Source organism: Stieleria bergensis (genome assembly GCA_007745635.1).
GTDB classification, from domain to species: domain Bacteria; phylum Planctomycetota; class Planctomycetia; order Pirellulales; family Pirellulaceae; genus Stieleria; species Stieleria bergensis.
In genome coordinates this window covers 5,151,805-5,172,327 of sequence record CP036272.1, presented here as the reverse complement: position 1 = coordinate 5,172,327, position 20,523 = coordinate 5,151,805, and the positions used below count along the sequence as shown (strand labels likewise).

At 54.6% G+C, this 20,523-nt stretch carries 11 protein-coding genes; 6 read left to right on the top strand and 5 right to left on the bottom strand.

Annotation, left to right across the window (positions count from 1 at the left end):
• Nucleotides 1-373: 373 nt before the first annotated feature.
• Nucleotides 374-1,987 carry an amidophosphoribosyltransferase gene (locus tag SV7mr_RS18065; RefSeq protein ID WP_145275354.1) on the bottom strand — a complete coding sequence of 538 codons (1,614 nt, stop codon included), beginning with the start codon at nucleotides 1,985-1,987 and terminating at the stop codon, nucleotides 374-376.
• A 439-nt stretch (nucleotides 1,988-2,426) separates the two neighbouring features.
• On the opposite strand from SV7mr_RS18065, the gene proB reads away from it, so the two are divergent.
• The 3 genes from proB to SV7mr_RS18050 all read left to right on the top strand — a co-directional run bounded on the left by proB (nucleotide 2,427) and on the right by SV7mr_RS18050 (nucleotide 5,367).
• A complete protein-coding gene (proB, locus tag SV7mr_RS18060; RefSeq protein ID WP_419187564.1) occupies nucleotides 2,427-3,578 on the top strand; it encodes a glutamate 5-kinase in 1,152 nt (383 codons plus the stop codon).
• A gap of 119 nt (nucleotides 3,579-3,697) precedes the next feature.
• On the top strand, nucleotides 3,698-4,462 hold the full coding sequence (locus SV7mr_RS18055) for a glucosamine-6-phosphate deaminase (RefSeq protein ID WP_419187563.1): 765 nt from the start codon (nucleotides 3,698-3,700) through the stop codon (nucleotides 4,460-4,462).
• Nucleotides 4,459-5,367, top strand: a complete 909-nt coding sequence (locus tag SV7mr_RS18050; protein ID WP_145275351.1) for an N-acetylglucosamine-6-phosphate deacetylase — start codon at nucleotides 4,459-4,461, stop codon at nucleotides 5,365-5,367. Before SV7mr_RS18055 ends, SV7mr_RS18050 begins: the two co-directional genes overlap by 4 nt.
• 65 nt (nucleotides 5,368-5,432) lie before the next feature.
• Here SV7mr_RS18050 and SV7mr_RS18045 read toward each other — a convergent pair whose 3' ends face one another.
• Nucleotides 5,433-5,801 (bottom strand): nucleotide pyrophosphohydrolase, encoded by a 369-nt coding sequence (locus SV7mr_RS18045; RefSeq protein ID WP_145275348.1) that lies wholly within the window; start codon nucleotides 5,799-5,801, stop codon nucleotides 5,433-5,435.
• On the bottom strand, nucleotides 5,798-6,943 hold the full coding sequence (locus SV7mr_RS18040) for an FG-GAP repeat domain-containing protein (RefSeq protein WP_419188484.1): 1,146 nt from the start codon (nucleotides 6,941-6,943) through the stop codon (nucleotides 5,798-5,800). The genes SV7mr_RS18045 and SV7mr_RS18040 overlap by 4 nt, the downstream gene beginning before the upstream one ends.
• A 640-nt stretch (nucleotides 6,944-7,583) precedes the next feature.
• On the opposite strand from SV7mr_RS18040, the gene SV7mr_RS18035 reads away from it, so the two are divergent.
• The 3 genes from SV7mr_RS18035 to SV7mr_RS18025 all read left to right on the top strand — a co-directional run bounded on the left by SV7mr_RS18035 (nucleotide 7,584) and on the right by SV7mr_RS18025 (nucleotide 10,755).
• A complete protein-coding gene (locus SV7mr_RS18035; RefSeq protein WP_145275341.1) occupies nucleotides 7,584-8,186 on the top strand; it encodes a MaoC family dehydratase in 603 nt (200 codons plus the stop codon).
• A gap of 365 nt (nucleotides 8,187-8,551) precedes the next feature.
• Nucleotides 8,552-9,928, top strand: coding sequence for a GTPase HflX (gene hflX, locus SV7mr_RS18030; RefSeq protein ID WP_145275338.1), 1,377 nt, complete (start codon nucleotides 8,552-8,554; stop codon nucleotides 9,926-9,928).
• Nucleotides 9,929-9,960: 32 nt separating this feature from the next.
• A complete protein-coding gene (locus SV7mr_RS18025; RefSeq protein WP_145275335.1) occupies nucleotides 9,961-10,755 on the top strand; it encodes an SDR family NAD(P)-dependent oxidoreductase in 795 nt (264 codons plus the stop codon).
• Between the two features lie 375 nt (nucleotides 10,756-11,130).
• Here SV7mr_RS18025 and rpoC read toward each other — a convergent pair whose 3' ends face one another.
• Nucleotides 11,131-15,768, bottom strand: a complete 4,638-nt coding sequence (gene rpoC / locus SV7mr_RS18020) for a DNA-directed RNA polymerase subunit beta' (protein WP_419187562.1) — start codon at nucleotides 15,766-15,768, stop codon at nucleotides 11,131-11,133.
• 244 nt (nucleotides 15,769-16,012) lie between these two features.
• Nucleotides 16,013-19,735, bottom strand: coding sequence for a DNA-directed RNA polymerase subunit beta (gene rpoB, locus SV7mr_RS18015; RefSeq protein ID WP_145275332.1), 3,723 nt, complete (start codon nucleotides 19,733-19,735; stop codon nucleotides 16,013-16,015).
• Between the last annotated feature and the right edge of the window lie 788 nt (nucleotides 19,736-20,523).

Here is a 20,523-nt window from a genome sequence, read left to right as displayed (position 1 = left end):
TGGGTGCATGCACGTTTGTAAAGCGCCGACCGTCGCCTCGTGCTCTGTTCAGCCGCGTTCCCAGAGAGGCTATCGGAATGTTCCCCACGATTGCGAATAGCGATTTGGCGATGGTGGCGAGACCTTTTCCATGGAAAGGGGACGGAGAATCTCGGTTTAATGGCCTGGCAGGCGGTCTGCGTGAAGGCAGCCGTGTCGCGGATCGATGTTCGGAGGTTGTGTCTTGGCGGAACAAGAAGCCGAGTTGCCAGGATCGCCCACAGTCGATGAGAAACGCAAGAGAGCGTCGCCGGCGGCAGTGATTGTGTTGGGGCTGCCGGGCAGGCTATCAGCGGCCAGTTGCCGCTGGAAGCCAGTTGACGCTGTTATGGTGTTATTGGTCGTTCATGCTGGAGGCAAGTTGCTCGTAGGTGCGGTTGGCTTCTTCTTTGCTGCCGCGGTTGTCCAACGCAATTTGATACAGTTGTTGACCACATTCGGTGGGGTATTTGCCCGTGATGCACGCTTGGCACAAATCGTCGGGCGATTTATTGATTGCGCGAGAGATCGCTTCAACGGGGAGATATCGCAGCGAGTCGGCACCCAGGTCATCAGCAAGTTTTTGCTGAGCTGATTCGGAGAGTTCACCGTTGACCCCAAAGTATTTGGGCGCGATCAGCTGGTCAATCGTGCTCATGTCGATCCCGTAGAAGCAGGGTGCGACAATCGGTGGGCAGGCAACACGGACGTGAATCTCTTTGGCTCCGCCAACTTCGCGAATCCGATCCAGCAGCACGTTCATGGTGGTGCTGCGGACGATGGAGTCTTCGACCAAGATGACGCGTTTGCCTTCCAGGACTTCCCGCAGAGGCGTGTATTTGGTGGCCGCTTTTGCTTTGCGAGCCCGTCCGCCTTCGATGAAGGTTCGGCCCGCATAGCGATTGCGGATCAGGCCTTCGCGACAAGGGATCGACAGTTCGTAGGCCATCGCATCGGCCGCCGCTTTACTGGTGTCGGGAACGGGGACAATGATCGTATCTGGATCATCCAGTGGAATGCGGTTGTCGGCGCGTTCGGCTCGAGCAAGTTCTTCACCCAGTCGTGTGCGACTGAGGTAAACACTGCGTTCATCCAGCGTGCTGGCAACGTTGGCAAAGTAGATCCACTCAAAGAAGCAGTGTGCTTTGCGATTGGATTCAGCAAAGGATTCGACTCGAACGCCGTGTTCGGGATGCACGATGATGGCATGTCCTGGTGGCAACGACTTGACTTGGTCATTGTCAAAGCCCAGGTTCAGCAGCGCGACGCTTTCGCTGGCGGCGGCAAACAAGGGGCCTTCTTGGACGTAGCACATCGGTTTGATGCCTAAGGGATCGCGGGCGACAATCATCTCGCCTTCCGCGGTCATCAGGGCCAAGGAGTAGGCGCCGTCAAAGTTGGCCGCTGCGCGACGCAGGACGTCGATCCATTCGATCCGTTCGGTGGAATGGCTAAGGATCCGTCCGATCTCATGAAGAATGATTTCGGTGTCAGTGTCCAGGACGAGGTGATGATCACCGTCGGCCAACAGGCGTTCTTTTAGAATTCCGTAGTTGGCCAGTTGTCCGTTGAAGCAGAAGCTAAACCATTTCCGTTTATGGATATGATTGCGTTCAAATGGCTGGGCGTAGTTGCGATCGTCTTGACCACAGGTTGCATAGCGAACGTGACCGATGGCAGCTCGTCCGGCAAGCGAATGCATTAAGGCTTCGCATTTGGCGCGGTGGTTCAAACGAAACACTTCCGTCACGGTGCCGACGTCTTTCCGCGTCCGCAGGAGTTGCGGATCATCGGGATCGTAAGAGGTCATCCCAGCGGCTAGCTGTCCACGGTTTTGAATGTCTAGCAACATTCGTGGCAACAAGCGAGAGATCTGGCGCGGTCCCTCTTCGGTGCACATTGGACTTCGGCCACGCCCTGAAAGGTGGTAGATGGCCGCCACACCGCATTCGTGGTGCAATTCGCTCATGTCGGCAAAGCTCGTGATGACATGTAAGTTCGGGATCAGCCGCCAGAGCCTTCTTTGAAGCCGTTTGCAAGGCCGCTCGAATGATTTTCAGCGGTTGAAACCGGATGAAAACCTGAACAACGAGGCGCAATGGTTCGAGTTGCTCTGGAGATCTGATGGGCGTGAGCTACCACAGTGTATTCGAGCTCACATGATTTGCGTCTGTATTGTTGCCATGTGAGTGCGTTTGTCGAACCGGTTCGGTGGCGACGAAGGCAGTTTTTCTCGAAATCAGTGCGCCCTGTGTCCGGCATAAATTGAGGAACCCGATTTTTTGGGGGTGTCCGTGGCAAGGGATGCTGACGTATTGCCTCCTAGCAGTTATTTTCTTTTTCTGTCGGACCACTCCATTTTACGACCTCCCTGCCACCCCTCTGTCTACTTTGCGGTTGAGATCACTGTGCCAGAACCATCTAGCCGCCGCCATCGAATCGATTGCATTGATCAGGCACAAAGCGTGGTCGTCAAAGTCGGCACGCGCGTGTTGACGAATGAATCGGGGCAGTTAGATCTGCAACGCGTGCGACACTTGGCTGACGGTTTGTGTCAGATTGCGGACACGGGGCGGCAAGTCATCATGGTCAGTAGCGGTGCCGTCGGTGCGGGCATGGGCAAGCTTGGCATGACGCAGCGGCCCATTGAAATCGGTCGCCTGCAAGCCGTGGCGGCGATTGGTCAAACGGCATTGATTCAAGCCTATGAGCAGTGCATCGCCAGGCATGGTCGGCAAGTCGCCCAAGTGTTGCTGACTCGCAACGACTTGCGCCGACGTGGCGGTTACCTGCACGTTCGCAATGCGCTTTCCAGCATTCATGAATTGGGCGCGATTGCCGTGGTCAATGAAAACGATTCGGTGGCGGTTGCCGAATTGATGACGACCTTTGGCGATAACGATCGGCTCGCCGCGCAGGTGTCAGGCTTGTTCACGCAAGCCTTGATGGTCATCTTGTCCGACATTGATGGATTGTACGATGGAGCTCCCGAGGATCCCTCGAGTTCCAAGATCGACTTGGTGGAAAGCCTGAACGACGATGTTACCGCCTGGGCGCAGGACCATCGCGGAACACTTAGCAAGGGCGGCATGACCAGTAAGTTGCAGGCGGCGCAGCTCGCTGTTTCTTGCGGCCATCATGTTGTCATCGGCCCGGGGAAAGACGACCAAGTGTTGCAAAAGATCCTCGCTGGCCAATCAGTGGGAACATTGTTTCTGCCCGCCGAGCGATCACTCAAAGGACGCAAACGCTGGATCGGTGGATCCGCTGAAGTGGAAGGAAGGCTGATGGTTGATCCGGGAGCTGTCAAAGCGTTAAAACAAGGCGGTAGCAGTTTGCTGGCAATCGGCATTCGTTCTGTCAAAGGCGACTTTAAAGCCGGTGCCGTCGTGGCAGTGTGTGACGAAAGCGGCAACGAGATTGCACGCGGGCTGTCAAATTATCCTGCCTCGGAAATTCAACAGATTAAAGGCAAAATCAGTGACATGATCGGTGGAATCCTGGGGCATTGTCCCTATGAATCTGTTGTGCATCGCAACAACCTGACCTTGAATCTGTAATCGCAGCAATTTCTCAGAAATGCCTCGCGCAGAGCGATGTGATTTCCTCTGGCCAAAGGTGAACCGTTATCATCTTTGCTGTGTTGAATCAGTCTTGGTGATTAGCGAGTGTTAGCGTTATGAAAACGGTCGTCACGCCCGACGCAGGGCAAATGGGAGTTTATTCTGCAACCGGTGCTGCAGAGGTGATCCGTGAAGCAATCAGGCAGCGTGGGCGTGCCAGTATCGTGGTTGCAACCGGTGCGTCGCAGTTTGAGGTGTTGGCCAATCTGATCAAACAGCCCGACATTGATTGGTCTCGTGTCCACGGATTTCACTTGGACGAATACGTGGGGATTGACAGCTCACATCCGGCTTCGTTTTGCGGTTACCTCAAACAACGTTTCGTTGATCACGTGCCGCTGGCTTCGTTTCAATACCTGCCCGGCGACCAGGATCCGCAGCAAGTGATTCAGCAGGCGGGTGACGCGATCAGCAAGGTTGAAATCGATGTGGCCTTGATCGGTATCGGTGAAAATGCTCACCTCGCGTTCAACGATCCGCCGGCTGATTTTGAAACAGAGGCACCTTATCTTGTGGTCGACTTGGATCATGCCTGCCGGATGCAACAGGTCGGTGAAGGATGGTTTGACGGCTTGGAGAGCGTGCCGACTCAGGCGATCAGCATGTCCATCAAGCAGATTCTAAAGTCGAAAGCCATCTTCTGTAGCGTGCCGGATCAGCGGAAAGCCGATGCCGTAGCCAAGACACTTGCTGGTCCGATTGATCCCGCTGTTCCATCGACCATTTTGACCACTCATCCCAATGCTTACTTGGTGATTGATCAGGCCGCAGCCAGTCGCATTGATCAGGCAAGTCTGGCCGAAGCAGAGCATGTGTCGTGAGCGGTTGGATCGATTTACAAGTCAACGGGTACGCGGGCATTGACTTTAATGGCCCGCCGTTGACCGATCGGCAGTTGATTGATGTTTGTCAGCGTTTATCAGACGATGGCGTGCAGCAGTGTTTGCCAACCATTATCACCGATGACTTGCAGTTGATGTGTCAGCGGATTGGCCGGATCGCGCAAGCCATTGAGACGCTTCCCGAAGCCAAGCAGGTCTTCGCGGGGATTCATGTTGAAGGTCCGTTTATCAACCCCACCGACGGTTACGTCGGCGCTCATCCCAGGCAACACGTTTGCGCCCCGACGCCCGAACGCATTGAGCAGATTTTGGATTCCGGAGCGGGGCACGTCAAAATGGTGACGCTGGCTCCAGAGTCCCCGCACGCAGTGCCGGCGGTCGGTCAACTTGTCGATCAGGGCATTCTGGTTGCGGCAGGTCATTGTGATCCCAGTCTCGCCGTTTTAGATCAAGCGATCGATGCTGGGCTAAGTCTCTTCACGCACCTGGGGAACGGTTGTCCCGGCCAATTGCATCGCCACGACAACATCGTTCAACGGGTGTTGTCGCGATCCCAGCAGTTGACGATCTCATTCATTGCTGATGGGCATCATGTTCCGCTGTTTGCATTGAAGAACTACCTGCAAGTGGTACCAGAAGATCGAGTCGTGATTGTCAGCGATGCGATCAGCGCCGCTGGACTGGGACCCGGCAAGTACCAGTTGGGCGATCAGTGTGTGCATGTCGATCAAGATTTAGCGGCCTGGTCTGCCGACCGCAAGCACTTTGCAGGCTGCGCGACGACGATGCCGCAAATGCATCGATTGTTGACAGAGAAACTTGGTATCGGTGCCGAACAATTGACTCGCTGGATGATAGAGAATCCAGCGAGGCTGCTGAGGTAACGCTTTGGCAACGGTGGCATAGGCAAGCATGACCCCAACGGTAGTGTCGAGGGTCATTCAGTGTTTTAAGACTGCAGCTTGGGGTTGTTGCGATGACGGTCCCGATCGCGTTTGGTTTTCTTGTCGAGGTTGGCTTGCAAGGCTTCGGTCAGATCGATCCCCGACTGATTGGCCAAGCATAGTGTGACAAACAAAACGTCAGCGAGTTCATCAGCCAGCTGGCCGGGCTGGTCATCAGGTTTATAGCTTTGCTCGCCATGGGTGCGCGAGAGGATTCTCGCCACCTCCCCGACTTCTTCGATCAACTGAGCAAGATTGGTCATGGGGTCGAAGTAGCGGACCCCAATCGATTGAATCCACTGATCAACGTCCTGCTGAGCTTGTTGCAGGGTTAACGAATCCTGCGACAAGCTTGGCTCGTTTGATGCATTCATTCGGCCAACAGCAAATAGGTGCCACTTTTGCCAGCGACGGCAAGGTCGATTTTGCCGTCGTCGTTTAAGTCCTCGGCAACGATCTGTAAACCACAGCCCACGTGACCTTCATCGATCGTGTGGCGGGTGAATTCACGTTTCTGTTTGTCCCAGGTGTAGTAGTACAGGCATGGCGGGTCGTTGCCGCCTGGGTCACGTCCGTTGTGTGCGTAGTAGCGTTTGCCGGAGATCAGTTCTGGTTGGCCGTCTCCGTTTAGATCGACCCAGTGCAGCGTGTGTGGTTGGCTGTAGCTATCGTCAATGTCATGCTGCTCGAACATCAATTTGCCAGTCGCTTTGTCCCGGCCGGTTTGTTCCCACCAGTACAGTCCATGGGCGTGACCGTTGCCGATAATGACGTCGCTATCGCCGTCTTGATCCAAGTCCGTGATGATCATTGGCAGCGAGCTATGTAGGTCCCAGTCAGCGTGGAAGGTCCAGGGCTGTGACCATGGGTTTTCGTCGGGTTGCTGATACCAACCTTGTCCAACCATCAGATCCAGTTTGCCATCATTGTTTAGGTCTCCGACAGCGACACCATGTCCGTTGCCGGAATCACCCAGCGCATGTCCCACCCAGGTTTCGGAGAGCTTGGCGGGTTTGATTTTGGAGTCCTTGTTGGCGGCGATTGCAGCCTGCAGTTTCTTATTGGCTTCTTGCGCGAGTTTCGAATCGCTGGGGACCTGACGATAAATCATCATCGGGGTGTTTTTCTTCCAGCTATTGACGATCCATTCTGGTTTACCATCTCCATCGATATCTTGTAGCAGCTGTCCCTCGTTTTGAGAGAAGCCGGTTTCAATGAGCGGTCGTTGCGGCCACTGCTTGCCCAGTCGCAAGGCTTCGCTGCCGGGGTTTTCGTACCAGTGCACTTGCGTTGGAATGAACGAGCCGGCGACGACATCAAGGCGTCCGTCCCCGTTAATGTCTAGCAGGTAGTCGCCGTTGCTTTGAATGTAGCCGTTCCAGTCTTCGATGGATCGCAGTGGGCGCCCGACCCAATCACCGCCTCGGAACCATTGGCGGCCCGCAACCAGGTCCTTTTTCCCGTCACCGTCCAGATCCCCTGCCGCGATTCCTTCATTGGCATCCAAGGCAAGCATTTTGACGCGAAAGGAAAGCGGGTGATTTCGAGCTTCGGGCTGCTGAGCTTGGCTGGGAATGGCAAGAGCGGTCGCAACAAATAGCAATGCCGCTGCAATGGTGCATCTCTGCATGCGGAATGTCCGGCAAGTAGAGGACGTCGTGTGGTGGGAAACCGACTGATTCATGAGCTAGGAGATTCCGGTGGGACACTGGGAGTGAGGTAGGGTTGGCCAAACCATTGTAATCAAATCAGGCTTGGGACGCACCGATGAGGGTGCGGTACCCTGGTTTGGTCAGGAAAGATCCTACGCGGGATTTGAACTGGAGGCCAAGACCGGCTTTGGGTTTCCACTGGGTGGACTAGAGGTCGATCGGCGTTGCGGTTGGATCAGCCTGGCGGCGGAAATGAATGCTCATTGACCATCAATGCCAGGCTGCCAGGGTTTCGTGCTGGTCGCGATTCCTGCCCATTCCGTACAGATTGCCGAGAACTGGAAGCCGTTTTAACAATCAGTGCGACATTCGGTGAAAAATCGAATTTTCACTCTACCGATGGCGCGTTGTTTTTCTAAAGTGGTGATTGGATTGCCGAAACATCCATCGGTGCACTTTTAGCCAAACGCTGCTCGATTCGCCCCAACCCCCACATCGTTCGACGTGTCATTGCTTAGAGATATTGATGGTGTAGCCTCCAATCGGAGTGAACCACTGCGCCGCAAGCAATCGAAGGACCAAGGTCCACAGGCCGCCAAATCGCGTCCTGAGGCGTCGTCCACCGCTGCCAGTCTTGCTGCACAGGATCTATTGTATGGTGAAGATCTGCAGGTCGGTGATTGTTGGACCACTGAGCCGCGTGAAATCTCCGCCGATGACGTCGTGCAGTTTGCCGGGCTAACGGGTGACCACACTTCGATTCATGATCCTGAAAGCTCCGATTCTCCCTTTGGTCGCCCCATCGTTCATGGCTTGCTAGGGCTAAGTGTCTTGGCTGGACTGGGCAGTACTTGTCCCAATGTTGCTACTTTGGCCTTCGTCGGAATTGGGAAGTGGAGTTTTGATGCTCCTCTGTTTCATGGCGAAAAAGTTCATGCCCATTGCCAAGTGATCAGCTTGGAAAGCCATGGCCGTCGAGCCGTCAAAGTCCTGTGGCTGCGGCAATTGATCAATGAAAGCGGCACCGTGGTGCAGCAGGGTGAATTTGAAACCCTGGTTGCGATGCGACATCGACGGTCGGGCAAGTCGCCCAATAAGCCGCGCTAACTGAGCCTGCACACGCTCTCTCTTTTTGACCGCGAACATGATTCGTGTCAGATGCGTCTAGATTCCTGTGGGTGGCCTGAAAACGCCGTTTTGGGGTCGGTTTTAGGCATCCCAGTGCTCAGTTTTATTGCTCCCTCTGCTCGGTTGAGCTCATGGTGAAAAAACAGAGGCCGTTGGTCGTCGACCGGTTCAGTGGGTAGGATGCCAGCTCTTCTAGGGTGCAGTAACCGCTACAGATCCTTTCATTAAACTGGTTCTATCTGGGGGGATGATCCTGTCAGGTGGCCGGTGGCGCCTCGGGGATGACAATCAAGGTATACTGTCACTGGTGAGAGACCATTCAAACAACGAGGCATTTTTAGTACGTGCGAGAACAACATACGGTCATTGATGACACTCCGGAACGCAGCGTTTTGGCTCGGCTTATTTTGCCACAGACGCATGTTCCAGAGGATCCCATTGAGGAATTACATGGGCTTGCCACGACCGCGGGAACGCAAGTGGTTGGCGAGCTCATTCAGCGCCGTGCCACCGTTGACCACGGAACCTATCTTGGCAAGGGGAAGGTTGAGGAGCTTCGTCTGTTGGTCGAAAAGACCCAAGCGGACGTGGTGATCTTTGAAAACGAACTCAACCCCGGACAGACGCGAAACTTGGAAAAAGCGATCGGTACCAAAGTGCTGGATCGAACCGAGTTGATTCTGGATATCTTTGCCGCTGGAGCTCGAACCTATGAGTCCCGCTTGGCCGTTGAACTGGCTCAGCTTGAGTACTCGTTGCCACGTTTGAAGCGTTTGTGGACTCACCTGTCGCGTCAGGCAATGGGCGTCGGCATGCGTGGTCCTGGTGAAAAGCAACTTGAAGTGGACCGCCGTCTGGCCCAAAAACGTATTCATGATTTGAAACAAGAGCTGGGCAAGGTTGAATCGCGTCGCGCCCGTCAAGTCGCTTCCCGAAAGGACGCGCCCACGGTTTCCTTGGTGGGCTATACCAACGCGGGCAAGAGCACCTTGATGAACGCGTTGACCGCTGCCGGTGTGCAGGCTGAAGACAAATTGTTTGCAACCTTGGACACCCGAACCCGACGCTGGCAGCTGCCTCATTGGGGAACGGTTCTGTTGAGTGATACGGTTGGATTCATTCGCGATCTGCCGCACTCGCTGGTGGCCAGTTTTAAAGCAACCTTGGAAGAGACCCGTTGTGCGGACTTGTTGTTGCATGTCGCTGATGCCAGCAGCCCCAACGTCTTTGATCAAATCAGTGCGGTCTATAAGGTGCTCAGTGAGCTTGAGATTGAAGAGAAAGACACGCTGCTGGTGCTGAACAAGATCGATGCGATCGATTCCCCGGCAATGTTGAATCGTGTTTTGGATCGCTATCCCAATGCGATTCCAGTCAGCGCTTGGGAAAGCAAAGGGCTGGGCTTGCTGACCGAAGCCGTTGGCGAAGCACTCAGTCGCGAGTTCCTGGAGCTACGAGTGACGATCGACCCGGCGGATGGCAAACTCTTGTCTTACTTGGCCGCGCGAGCCGAATTGATTTCGCAGCAGTTTAATTCTGATTCAGTCCTGTCACACATTCGAATCGCTGCGGCTGCGGTCGGACCCATTTATCAATCGGCCGTGAACGTTGAACAAATCCATCGAGGCACGGCGGGCGAAGAGACCGAAGAGTCCAGTGAACACACGCCCGCAATCAATGTGACTTCGCCAACGACCGAACAAGCCACGGACGTGGCTTAGGCTGTCCATACAAAGGTTAGAAAGCAGCGACGGTGCAAGCTTGGAATCCTAGCGGCAAACTAGCGGTAGTGACTGGTGCCAGTAGCGGCATCGGACGTTGCTTGACGACATTGCTGATACAGCAGGGGTGTCGTGTCATTGCGATTGCCCGGCGCCAAGAAAAGCTGCATTCGCTGGCTGATCAGCTCGCTGAATCCTCTGCCGAAGTAGCAGCGCTTTTGATTCCTCTGGTGGGCGATGTGACCAAGCCTGCCGATCGTCAGCGAGTGGTCGAGCGCATTGATGAGTTGGGCGGCCAGCTTGATCTGTTGGTCAACAACGCTGGCATCGGCGGCATCGGGCCGTTTCAAGAAGCCAGCCCGGAGCGTCTGCGGCAGATCATGGAAGTCAATTTCTTTGCCCCCGTCGAACTCTCACGTCTGCTGTTGCCCCGGTTATCGAGCGCTCAAGACGCAGTGCTATGTAACGTCGGCAGCGTGCTCGGCCACTGTGCGGTGCCTGACAAATCTGAATATTGCGCCAGCAAGTTTGCGATGCATGGTTGGACCGATTCGTTGCGAACTGAATTGGCGGGCAGTGGCGTGAGTGTGGTGCTTGTTAGCCCCAGTACCACGCGAAGCGAGTTCTTTGATTCCTTGGTCGAGACCGATTCCAAGATGGAATCAAAAAGTGTCGGCAGCTGGTCCGCCCAGCGAGTGGCTGGTGCTGCATTGGCTGCGATCAAGAAACGCAAACGTGAAGTCGTGTTAAGTGCTGGCGGCAAAGCCTTGGTCTATGCGGATCGCATCATTCCAGGAATCATCAGCCGCATTTTAAGCCGCAAGTAGCAGCGACATTCTGCCCGCTGAAACCAAGCCCATCGCGCAAACCTGCCCCAGTTAGCGCTTGCTAATCAACTCGAACGCAAGACTGGAAGGTCGACGGAATGGTTTGAGGGTGATCTGGGTTCGTAGGGTGCCGTGCTTGCACGCACCAATGAAATGGCATCGCAGAACTGGGCCGCAATAAAGTGGATGTTCCGCCTCCGCACCACCGGACTCGAAGATCTTTCATGCAGGGGTGCGTGCATGCACCCCTGCACCACACATTCAGCATGCCGCAGTGAAACACTGAGCAGCGGGGCCCCGTGTTCATGACTCGGACCGGCTGTTAGCGCATAAAAAAAGCGGCGCGAACGCCGCTTTTCCTTGAACTGATCACGACTAACCAATCATTGGGTTTTCGTCGTCGTTGGGTTCTTCAACACTTGGCGGTGCTGGGGAATCCTGAGGCAAGGCCTGCTCGGGAGCTGGCGGGGCGGGATGCTCCTCAACCGGTGCTGGCGAATCATAGCTTGGCTCCGCTGGCTCTGGTGTGGCTGGCGCTGGTGTGGCCGGCGTAGGAGCCTCTGGGGCAGGTGGATCATAACCAGGTTCGGTCATGGTCTGTCCCATCAGTTGTTCCAGCGAGGGAGCTTGTGGCTCGCCAAGGCCTGCCTGCGGTGGCAAGTCTTGTGGCGGAGCGGCTGTCATTCCCAGCGGATCCATTGGCAGTGGTGAACCGCCGCTTTGTGGTTCCGCATCGACAGGAACTCCGGAGCCCATCACTTCGTCACCACCTTCGAGCAGTGGGAAGGATTCTTCCAGGGTTGAAACACCTGGGCCAGCCAGTTCTTCCAAGGCTTCGCGTCGGTAATTGACTTCGGCTTCTTGGAACATTCGGAAACCGGTACCGGCAGGAATCAGGTGACCTAGGATCACGTTTTCCTTCAGGCCGACCAGTTTGTCGACTTTGCCTGCCAGTGCAGCTTCGGTCAAAACCTTGGTGGTTTCTTGGAACGATGCAGCGGAGATAAAGCTATTGGACTGAACCGCAGCCTTGGTGATACCGAGCAGTTGAGTACTGGCGGTGGCACGTTTTGGCCGCTTGCCCTTCATCGGTGTGCCGCCTTCGGCTTCGATCTTGGCATTGGTTTCTTCGAATAATTCCTTCGGAATGATCACGCCTTCGTTGTAATCACTGTCACCGGCCGCTGCGACCTTGATTGACTTGGTCAATTCTTGGTTGGCTTGGCGGAACTGGAATCGGTCGATCACCAGACCTGGCAGCAAGGTGGTGTCACCGGGCGATTCAACCTTCACTTTCCGCAACATGCGAGCGATGATGATTTCGCAGTGCTTATCGTTGATCTCAACCTTCTGTGATTGATAGACCTGTTGAATTTCGTGCAGCAAGTACTGCTGAACGGCTTCTTCACCACTGACACGCAGGATGTCGTGAGGAACCAGCGGTCCATCAACAAGGCTCTGTCCCGCTTTCACAAGGTCACCCGTGTGAACCAGGAAGTGCTTCCCGGTTGGGATCAAGTGTTCACGTTCGATGCCTGATTCGCTGCGAACAAGAACGGTTGTCTTGCCGCGTTTCTTCTCGGGCAAGATTTCGACTTCACCGTCCACTTCGGCGATAACGGCAGGATCTTTGGGCTTCCGAGCTTCAAAGATTTCCGTGACTCGAGGCAGACCACCGGTGATGTCCGAAACACCACCGCTGTCGCGTGGGATTTCAGCCAGCACGGTACCGGGATTGATGTCCTGGCCGTCCAAAACCGAGATTGACGCACGTTCGGGCAGGAACTGCACGTTCAGTGCTTTGCCGGTGTTGTCTTCAACAACGATTTGTGGGTGCAGGTCGCCTTTGTGTTCAACGACGATCATCCGCATTTGGCCACTGGCTTCTTTTTCAGTCCGGACGGTTTCGCCTTCGACGATGTCTTCAAAGCGAACTTTACCGGGGACTTCCGAAAGAATGGGGACCGAGTACGGGTTCCATTCGCAAAGCGTTTCACCTGGTTTGACTTGTTGGCCATCTTTCACCAACAGCATCGAACCGGTGGGGATGGGATAGCTTTCAAATTCACGACCGCGATCATCGACCAGGGCGATTTCGCCGTTACGAGTCAGGACGACCAAGCGACCTTCAGCGTTTTTAACCGCTCGAATTCGCGTCAAGCGAACTTCACCGGCCTTCTTGCTCTTGATGTCCGATTCTTGCATGGCTTTACTGACCGAGCCACCGATGTGGAAGGTCCGCATGGTCAGCTGAGTACCGGGTTCACCGATCGACTGAGCCGCGATGATCCCAACGGCCATGCCTTCTTCGACCATGGCACCGGTTGACATGTCCATGCCGTAGCAACGACGGCAGACACCCAGTGGAGCGTCGCAGGTCATTGGGGTTCGAACTTGCAGCTTTTCCAAGCCCATTTGTTCGATTTTGCGAGCGATTTCGGGAGTGATCATTTCGCTTTCAGAGACAATCACTTCGTCCGTCACGGGGTTGACGATCGACTTTCGGCTGACACGACCGTTGATCGAATCGGCCAGTCCGACTTCGACTTTTTCACCACGGTAAACGATCCCCTTGGTGATCCCTTGCGTGGTGCCGCAATCATCCATTGTGATCACAACGTTCTGTGCCACGTCGGCAAGCTTACGTGTCAGGTAACCACTGTCCGCAGTTTTCAACGCCGTATCTGCCAAGCCTTTCCGTGCACCGTGCGTTGAACTGAAGTATTCCAGTACTGACAGGCCTTCGCTGAAGTTGGCTTTAATGGGGGTCTCGATGATTTCACCGGTTGGCTTCGCCATCAGACCACGCATGCCGGCTAGCTGGCGAATCTGAGCGATACCACCACGAGCACCCGAGTGGCTCATCAAGAAGACGGGGTTGATGTACCATTCACCTTTACGGGTGTCGGACTCCATCGCCGCCATCATGTCTTCGGTGATCAGTTCACGCGCCTTGGTCCATTCGTCAAGGACCATGTTGTAGCGTTCGTCATCTGCCATTTGACCGCGGTCATAGGCCTTACGCAGTCGCATGACTTCTTTTTCAGCATCCTTGATGTAGTCCACCTTGGAATCTGGTGTGACCAAGTCGTCGGTGCCGAAGGACAAGCCACTGCGAGTGGACTCGCGGAAGCCCATCTGCATCATGTCATCGAGCAAGTGAATCGTGGGGCGACGGCCCAGTCGCTGATAGCAATCGCTAATCACCGCGGCCAAGTCACTACTACGCATGGCTCGGTTATAGAAGTCCATGCCGTCGGGAAGCATTTCGTTAAAGCGAACGCGTCCCGGCGTGGTTTCGATGATTTGTCCGTAAATGGAGTCTTCATCGGCTGGAGTTTTCAAGCGTTGGTGCCGTGGCAAACGCATCTTGATCTTGGCGTGCAAGTCGATCACGCCTTGAGCAAACGCGAATTCAACTTCGTCGTAACCGGAGAACACCATGCCTTCGCCTTTCTGGGCGGGCAGTTCGCAGGTCATGTAGTAACAACCCATCACGATGTCCTGCGAGGGACTCATAATGGGTTTCCCGTTAGACGGTGCAAAGACGTTGTTGGTGCTCATCATCAACGTGTGTGCTTCGACCTGTGCTTCGATCGAGAGCGGCAGGTGGACGGCCATTTGGTCACCGTCGAAGTCAGCGTTGAAGCCTTTGCAAACCAGTGGGTGCAAGTTGATGGCGTTGCCTTCGACCAAGGTGGGTTCGAAGGCTTGAATTCCCATCCGGTGCAAGGTTGGAGCACGGTTCAGCAGCACTGGGTGATTGGTGATCACCTGTTCGAGAATGTCCCAAACTTCCTCGTCCTTGCGCTCGAGCATCTTTTTGGCTGACTTGATCGTGTCGGCGTGACCGAGTTCTTTCAAGCGGCGGATGATGAAGGGCTGGTACAGTTCCAAGGCGATCTTTTTAGGCAAACCACATTGGTGCAGTTTCAGGCGAGGGCCAACGACGATGACTGAACGAGCGGAGTAATCGACTCGTTTGCCCAACAGGTTTTCACGGAAACGACCTTGTTTCCCTTTGATCATGTCGGTCAAAGATTTCAGTGGTCGGTTGGATGAACCGAGAACGGGACGCTTGCAGCGGTTGTTGTCAAACAACGCGTCGACGGACTGTTGCAACATCCGTTTTTCGTTACGGATGATGACTTCAGGAGCGTTCAGGTCGACCAGCTTACGCAACCGGTTGTTCCGGTTGATGATCCGGCGATACAGGTCATTCAAATCGCTGGTGGCGAAGTTACCGCTGTCTAGCAAGACCAGGGGACGCAGGTCGGGTGGGATCACAGGGATGACGTCCAGAACCATCCATTCGGGACGGTTGTCGCTATCACGGATCGATTCAACGATCTTCAAGCGATTGGTCAGGTCCTTTTTCTTTTGCTTGCTGCCGGTTTCTTCGAGCTCAATACGAAGTTCTTCGGAGAGCTGGACGAGGTCCAGTTTGTTCAGCAGTTTGCGAACGGCTTCAGCACCCATGTCGGCTTCAAACGAACCGGGGCCGTATTGCTGACGCGCGGCGCGGAACTCTTCTTCGGTCAGCAGTTGCTGAGCTTCCAGGTCCGTTTGACCGGGCTCGATCACCACGTAATCTTGGAAGTAAATCACTTTCTCAAGCGAACTGGTTTTCATGTTCAGCAGGTTGCCCAAGCGAGAGGGCATTGCTTTGAAGAACCAGATATGGACCACTGGAGCGGCCAGGTCGATGTGACCCATGCGTTTACGACGAACACGACTGTGAGTGACTTTGACGCCACATCGGTCACAGATCATGCCCTTGTATTTCATGCCGCGATATTTACCGCAGGCACACTCCCAGTCCTTTTCAGGGCCAAAAATTCGTTCGCAGAACAGTCCATCTTTCTCGGGGCGATAAGTCCGGTAGTTGATCGTTTCCGGCTTTTTGACTTCCCCAAATGACCAGCCTTTAATGTCCTGAGGTCTGGCCAGCGAAATCCGGACAGAGGCGTAATCGTTGATGCGATCATAGTTGCTGGTTTCGCCAATCGACATGATATGAAAGCCTTTAGCAGTTAGCGGTTAGCTAGTGATTCGTTGTTAATTCGCGAGGGATCGCCTGATCGTCGCGTCATTGGTTGTTTGCGTTTGTTCTGCGATCGTGGGTGTCGCGGATTTGATCGGTCTGGCTGACCGATCACGCTGACAGATCGCGGTGGTAAACGCAGCGTGGGCTGCTCAGCCACGGTGCCCGGCAAGTGGTTGGTGTTGCTTGCCGGGGCTTCGAATCAGTCTGCAACTAGATGGGTCGTTTCTCTAGTTGCATGTTCAGTGCCAGACCACGAATCTCGTTGGTCAAGACGTCGAAGCTGGCAGGGGTGCCGGCTTCCAGGGTGTTTTCGCCCTTGACCATTGATTCGTAGATCTTGGTACGCCCTTCGACATCGTCGCTCTTGACGGTCAGCAGTTCTTGCAGGATGTAAGCTGCACCGTAGGCTTCCAACGCCCAGACTTCCATTTCACCGAAGCGTTGGCCACCGAAGCGAGCTTTCCCGCCAAGTGGTTGCTGGGTGATCAATGAGTAAGGTCCGGTGCTACGTGCGTGAACCTTGTCATCAACCAAGTGGTGCAGTTTCAGCATGTAGATGTAACCGACGGTGGTTTCCTGTTCCATCGGAACCCCGGTGCGTCCATCGGTCAGGCGAACCTTCCCGTGACGTGGCAGGCCGGCTTCATCCAAGGCCCCGTTGATGTCCTCTTCACTGGCTCCATTGAACACAGGCGTGATGGATTGGAAGCCAAGTTTGGCTCCCGCCCAGCCGAGGTGAGTTTCCAGAATCTGACCCACATTCATCCGGCTGGGAACGCCCAGCGGGTTGAGCATGATTTGAATCGGAGTTCCATCGGGCAAGAACGGCATGTCAGCGATCGGCAGGATCTTTGAGATCACACCTTTGTTACCGTGACGACCGGCCATCTTGTCACCGACACTGATGGTTCGCTTGGTCGCAACGTACACCTTGGCCATCTGCAGCACGCCGCTGCGGAGTTCGTCACCACGCTTCATGCTGTTGAGCTTGCGATCACGTTGATCGATGGCAGTTTGAACATTGATCCATTGGCTGGCATAAACGTTGCGAACGGCATCCTGTTTGGCTTCGTCGCTGACCTGATCGATGATGTGATCGATACGGAACGTCGAAGCTCGTTCGGCAACAAACTTTGGATCTTGACCGTCAGCCAAAGGCGTGCCGGTGCTGTCGTTGAGTTTCTTGCCAGCGGCTTCATCGAGATCGCGGACCAGTGCTTCAAAGGTGCTGGCGATTTCGGCATTGCCGACTGATTCAACTTCTTTGAGCTCTCGTTCGAAATCTTTCCGATCTTCTTCGGACAAGCTCATGCGACGCGAGAACTTGTGAGTGTCGATGACGATGCCTTCGATGCCCGATGGCACTTCCAGCGAGTCATTCTTGACGTCTTCACCGGCCCGGCCAAAGATCGCGTGCAACAGTTTCTCTTCGGGAGTCAGTTCAGTCTTGCTTTTGGGGCTGACCTTACCGACCAAAATGTCGCCTGGTTTGACATACGTTCCGACTTGAACGATCCCGTTGTCATCCAAGTTACGCAGCGCTTTTTCGCTGACGTTTGGAATGTCCCGAGTGAACTCTTCGCGGCCGAGTTTGGTTTCGCGAACTTCAACATCGAAATCTTCGATGTGAATCGAGGTGTAGGTGTCGTTGCGAACGAGTTCTTCACTGATGATGATCGCATCTTCGTAGTTGAAGCCGTCGAACGACATGAAGCCTACCAGGACGTTTCGTCCCAGGGCCAGTTCGCCGTTCACGGTTGCAGCACCATCAGCGATGATTTGCCCTTCGCTGACTTCATCACCGGGGCGGACCAGTGGTTTCTGGTTTTGGCAGGTGCGTTCGTTGAGGCCCTGGTACTTTTTCAGTTCGTAGTGATCGCTGCCAACCTCAATGCGTGAGGAGTCAACATAGGTTACGGTTCCGGAGCGACGAGCGCGAATGACCATCGCACTGTTGCGAGCCACTTCGCGTTCCATTCCGGTGCCAACAATCGGTGGTTCTGCGACCAGCAACGGGACCGCTTGACGCTGCATGTTCGAACCCATCAACGCACGGTTTGCATCATCGTGCTCCAAGAAGGGGATCAGACCTGCGGAGACACCCACCATCTGGCTGGGCGCCACGTCCATGTAGTTCACCTGCGTTGGCTGAACGATCTGGAAGTCGCTTCGTACGCGAGCAATCATATTGGGGCCAGGGACCAGTGCTCCGTCCTTGACCTCGGTATCTGCCGGTGCGACGTAGGCGTCGTTTTCTTCGTCTGCACGCAACCAAACAACGTCTTGAGTGACTTTGCCTTCTTTCACGCAGCGATATGGCGTGATCAGGAATCCGTAGTCATCAACGCCGGCGTAAATGGCCAGCGAGCTAATCAGACCGATGTTCGTGCCTTCAGGTGTCTCAATCGGGCAGATTCGGCCGTAGTGAGAAATGTGAACGTCACGCACTTCAAAGCCCGCACGCTTCCGGTTCAGACCACCAGGGCCCAGTGCGGAGAGGCGGCGTTCGTGAGTCAGTTGGCTCAGCGGATTGGTCTGGTCAACCACCTGCGAAAGTTCGCCACGACCGAAGAAGAAATCGATTGCTGCTGAAACGCTCTTGGGGTTGATCAGCGAACGTGGCGTCATGTCTTGAGCATCTTTCACGCTCATCCGTTCTTGAACGGTCCGACGCAGTTTCAAAAAGCCTTTGCGAAGTTCTTCACTGGCCAGTTCATCGATGGTACGCAAGCGACGGTTGCCCAAGTGGTCAATGTCGTCGATTTCAGCGTCGCTTTCGGGATCAAACAATTCGATCAGATAGCGGATGGATTCGATGATGTCATCGGGACGAAGCGTCATCACGGATTCGTCGACGTTTAGACCGAGTTTTCGGTTCAGCCGGAAGCGTCCCACTTTGCCCAAGCGGTAGCGATTGTCGTCGTAGAATTTCTCTTCGAACAACAAACGTGCTTTTTCCAGTTGTGGCGGGTTACCGGGGCGCAGTCGCTGGTAGATTCGCAGCAACGCTTCTTCGTGGCTGGCGGTGTTGTCATCCAGCAAGGTGTTGAAGATCAACGGAACCTTGGGTGGATCGATGACTTGCATCGAAGTGACTTCGGCGGTGCAGATCGTTTCTGACAGCTCTTTGGTCACCCGATGGCCGGCTTCGATAATGATTTCGCCAGCGCGATCGTGACCGCTGGGGTACACGACATCGTCGACACTGATTTTGCCTTCCAGCTTGGCAGCGCTCTTGATGCTGGAAAGCTTCTCGGTGCGAGTGGGGTAGAACGCTTTCAGAATGTCTGCATCGGTGGAAAACTGCGGTCCCATTGCGCGAAGCAATGTTGTGGCTGCGAATTTACCGCTCTGGTCAATCCGGACCGTCAGGGCGTCTTTTTTCGTGACATTGAATTCGACCCAGCTACCGCGTTCGGGGATCACTCGGCACGAAGGCAGTTTGCGATCGGTGGTGGTGTCGGTGTCCCAGACAAAGTCAACACCGGGTGAGCGGTGCAGCTGGCTGACGACGACCCGTTCGGCACCATTGATGATGAATTCACCACCGCCCAACATGATCGGCATGTCGCCCAGGTAGACTTCTTCTTCGTGAGGCTCTTCGCGGTTCAGACGCAACCAGATGCGCAGAGGCATGCCGTAGGTCAAACGCAGTTGGCGGCACTCTTGGCTGGTGTACCGAGGTTTACCCAGTTCGTACCGCAGGTATTCCAGCGTGATGTTGCCATCGTAACTGGCGATGGGGAAAATCTCGCGGAGAACGCTTTCTAGACCGTGATCCTTGCGTTCAAGCGAATCGACCCACTCTTGCAAGAACTCCTTGTAAGAAGCGGTCTGCAACGCGGTTAGGTCGGGAAGTTCAAACTTACCTTGATCAGATCCGAAATAACGAACGGTTGTCGGTTCAAGGCGACGCTGTGACGTAACTGCCATCGGTGAAGGATGCTCCTAATGGACAACTGGAGAGCGGGACTCGCGGATCGCCAAATGGCGATGGTTCGACCAAACTAAAGGGTGGCTGACGTAGAAAGCGGCGGTGCAACACGCTGAGATTCGCAGACTGGAATCTGAAACTTCCGATTGATGTGTGAAATCGGATTTTGGGACATTGCGTTGCCGGTCAGCTGGGGGTCGAAAAAAATTCAGCCAGGAACCAAAAATGTTCGTGCAGGGAACATTCGTGCGCAGGACATTCCGCTTGGCATCATTGCCAAACCAACGTTGACGTGACATCCGCTGGCCGGCATCGTCGTGATGGCTGGCAAACGAAATCATTGACAATCCTTTGATGTAATCAGCGGGCGCAGAACGATCAAAATGGCCGAAACAACAATCCAAGGACAGGAATTCGTTTCCTGTTCCTTCGACTGCCCTCCGAGGCATCCGTCGATCGACATACACACTGAACTTCGTCACGCAATCGCTGTAAGGAAATGTTTTGTCGCTGACCTGCGTTCTCGTTAAAGAACTATTGAACTCACTGCAAACGTGCCGAAACTGATCTGTAGCAACTGACTGGCGATGCAATCAATCAAGCGAAATCAGGATGGCAATGGTTGGCTGGTGATTCGATCTTGTTCTTTAGGAACGCTGAATCGCAGTGTGAATGAATGTCCGTTGTTCATTCGTTCGGCGATGTCTGCACGCGTTGAAGTGAATTTCGCTATCGATCGCGGGGCACAACGAAAACGTCATCAATCCTCAACCCTTTTCACACTGCA

Excerpts from the sequence above, each read along its gene's own strand:
- rpoB (WP_145275332.1), bottom strand. The coding sequence starts at position 19,735 with ATGGCAGTTACGTCACAGCGTCGCCTTGAACCGACAACCGTTCGTTAT.
- SV7mr_RS18065 (WP_145275354.1), bottom strand. The coding sequence starts at position 1,987 with ATGAGCGAATTGCACCACGAATGCGGTGTGGCGGCCATCTACCACCTT.
- SV7mr_RS18040 (WP_419188484.1), bottom strand. The coding sequence starts at position 6,943 with ATGCTTGCCTTGGATGCCAATGAAGGAATCGCGGCAGGGGATCTGGAC.
- rpoC (WP_419187562.1), bottom strand. The coding sequence starts at position 15,768 with ATGTCGATTGGCGAAACCAGCAACTATGATCGCATCAACGATTACGCC.
- SV7mr_RS18055 (WP_419187563.1), top strand. The coding sequence starts at position 3,698 with ATGAAAACGGTCGTCACGCCCGACGCAGGGCAAATGGGAGTTTATTCT.
- SV7mr_RS18045 (WP_145275348.1), bottom strand. The coding sequence starts at position 5,801 with ATGAATGCATCAAACGAGCCAAGCTTGTCGCAGGATTCGTTAACCCTG.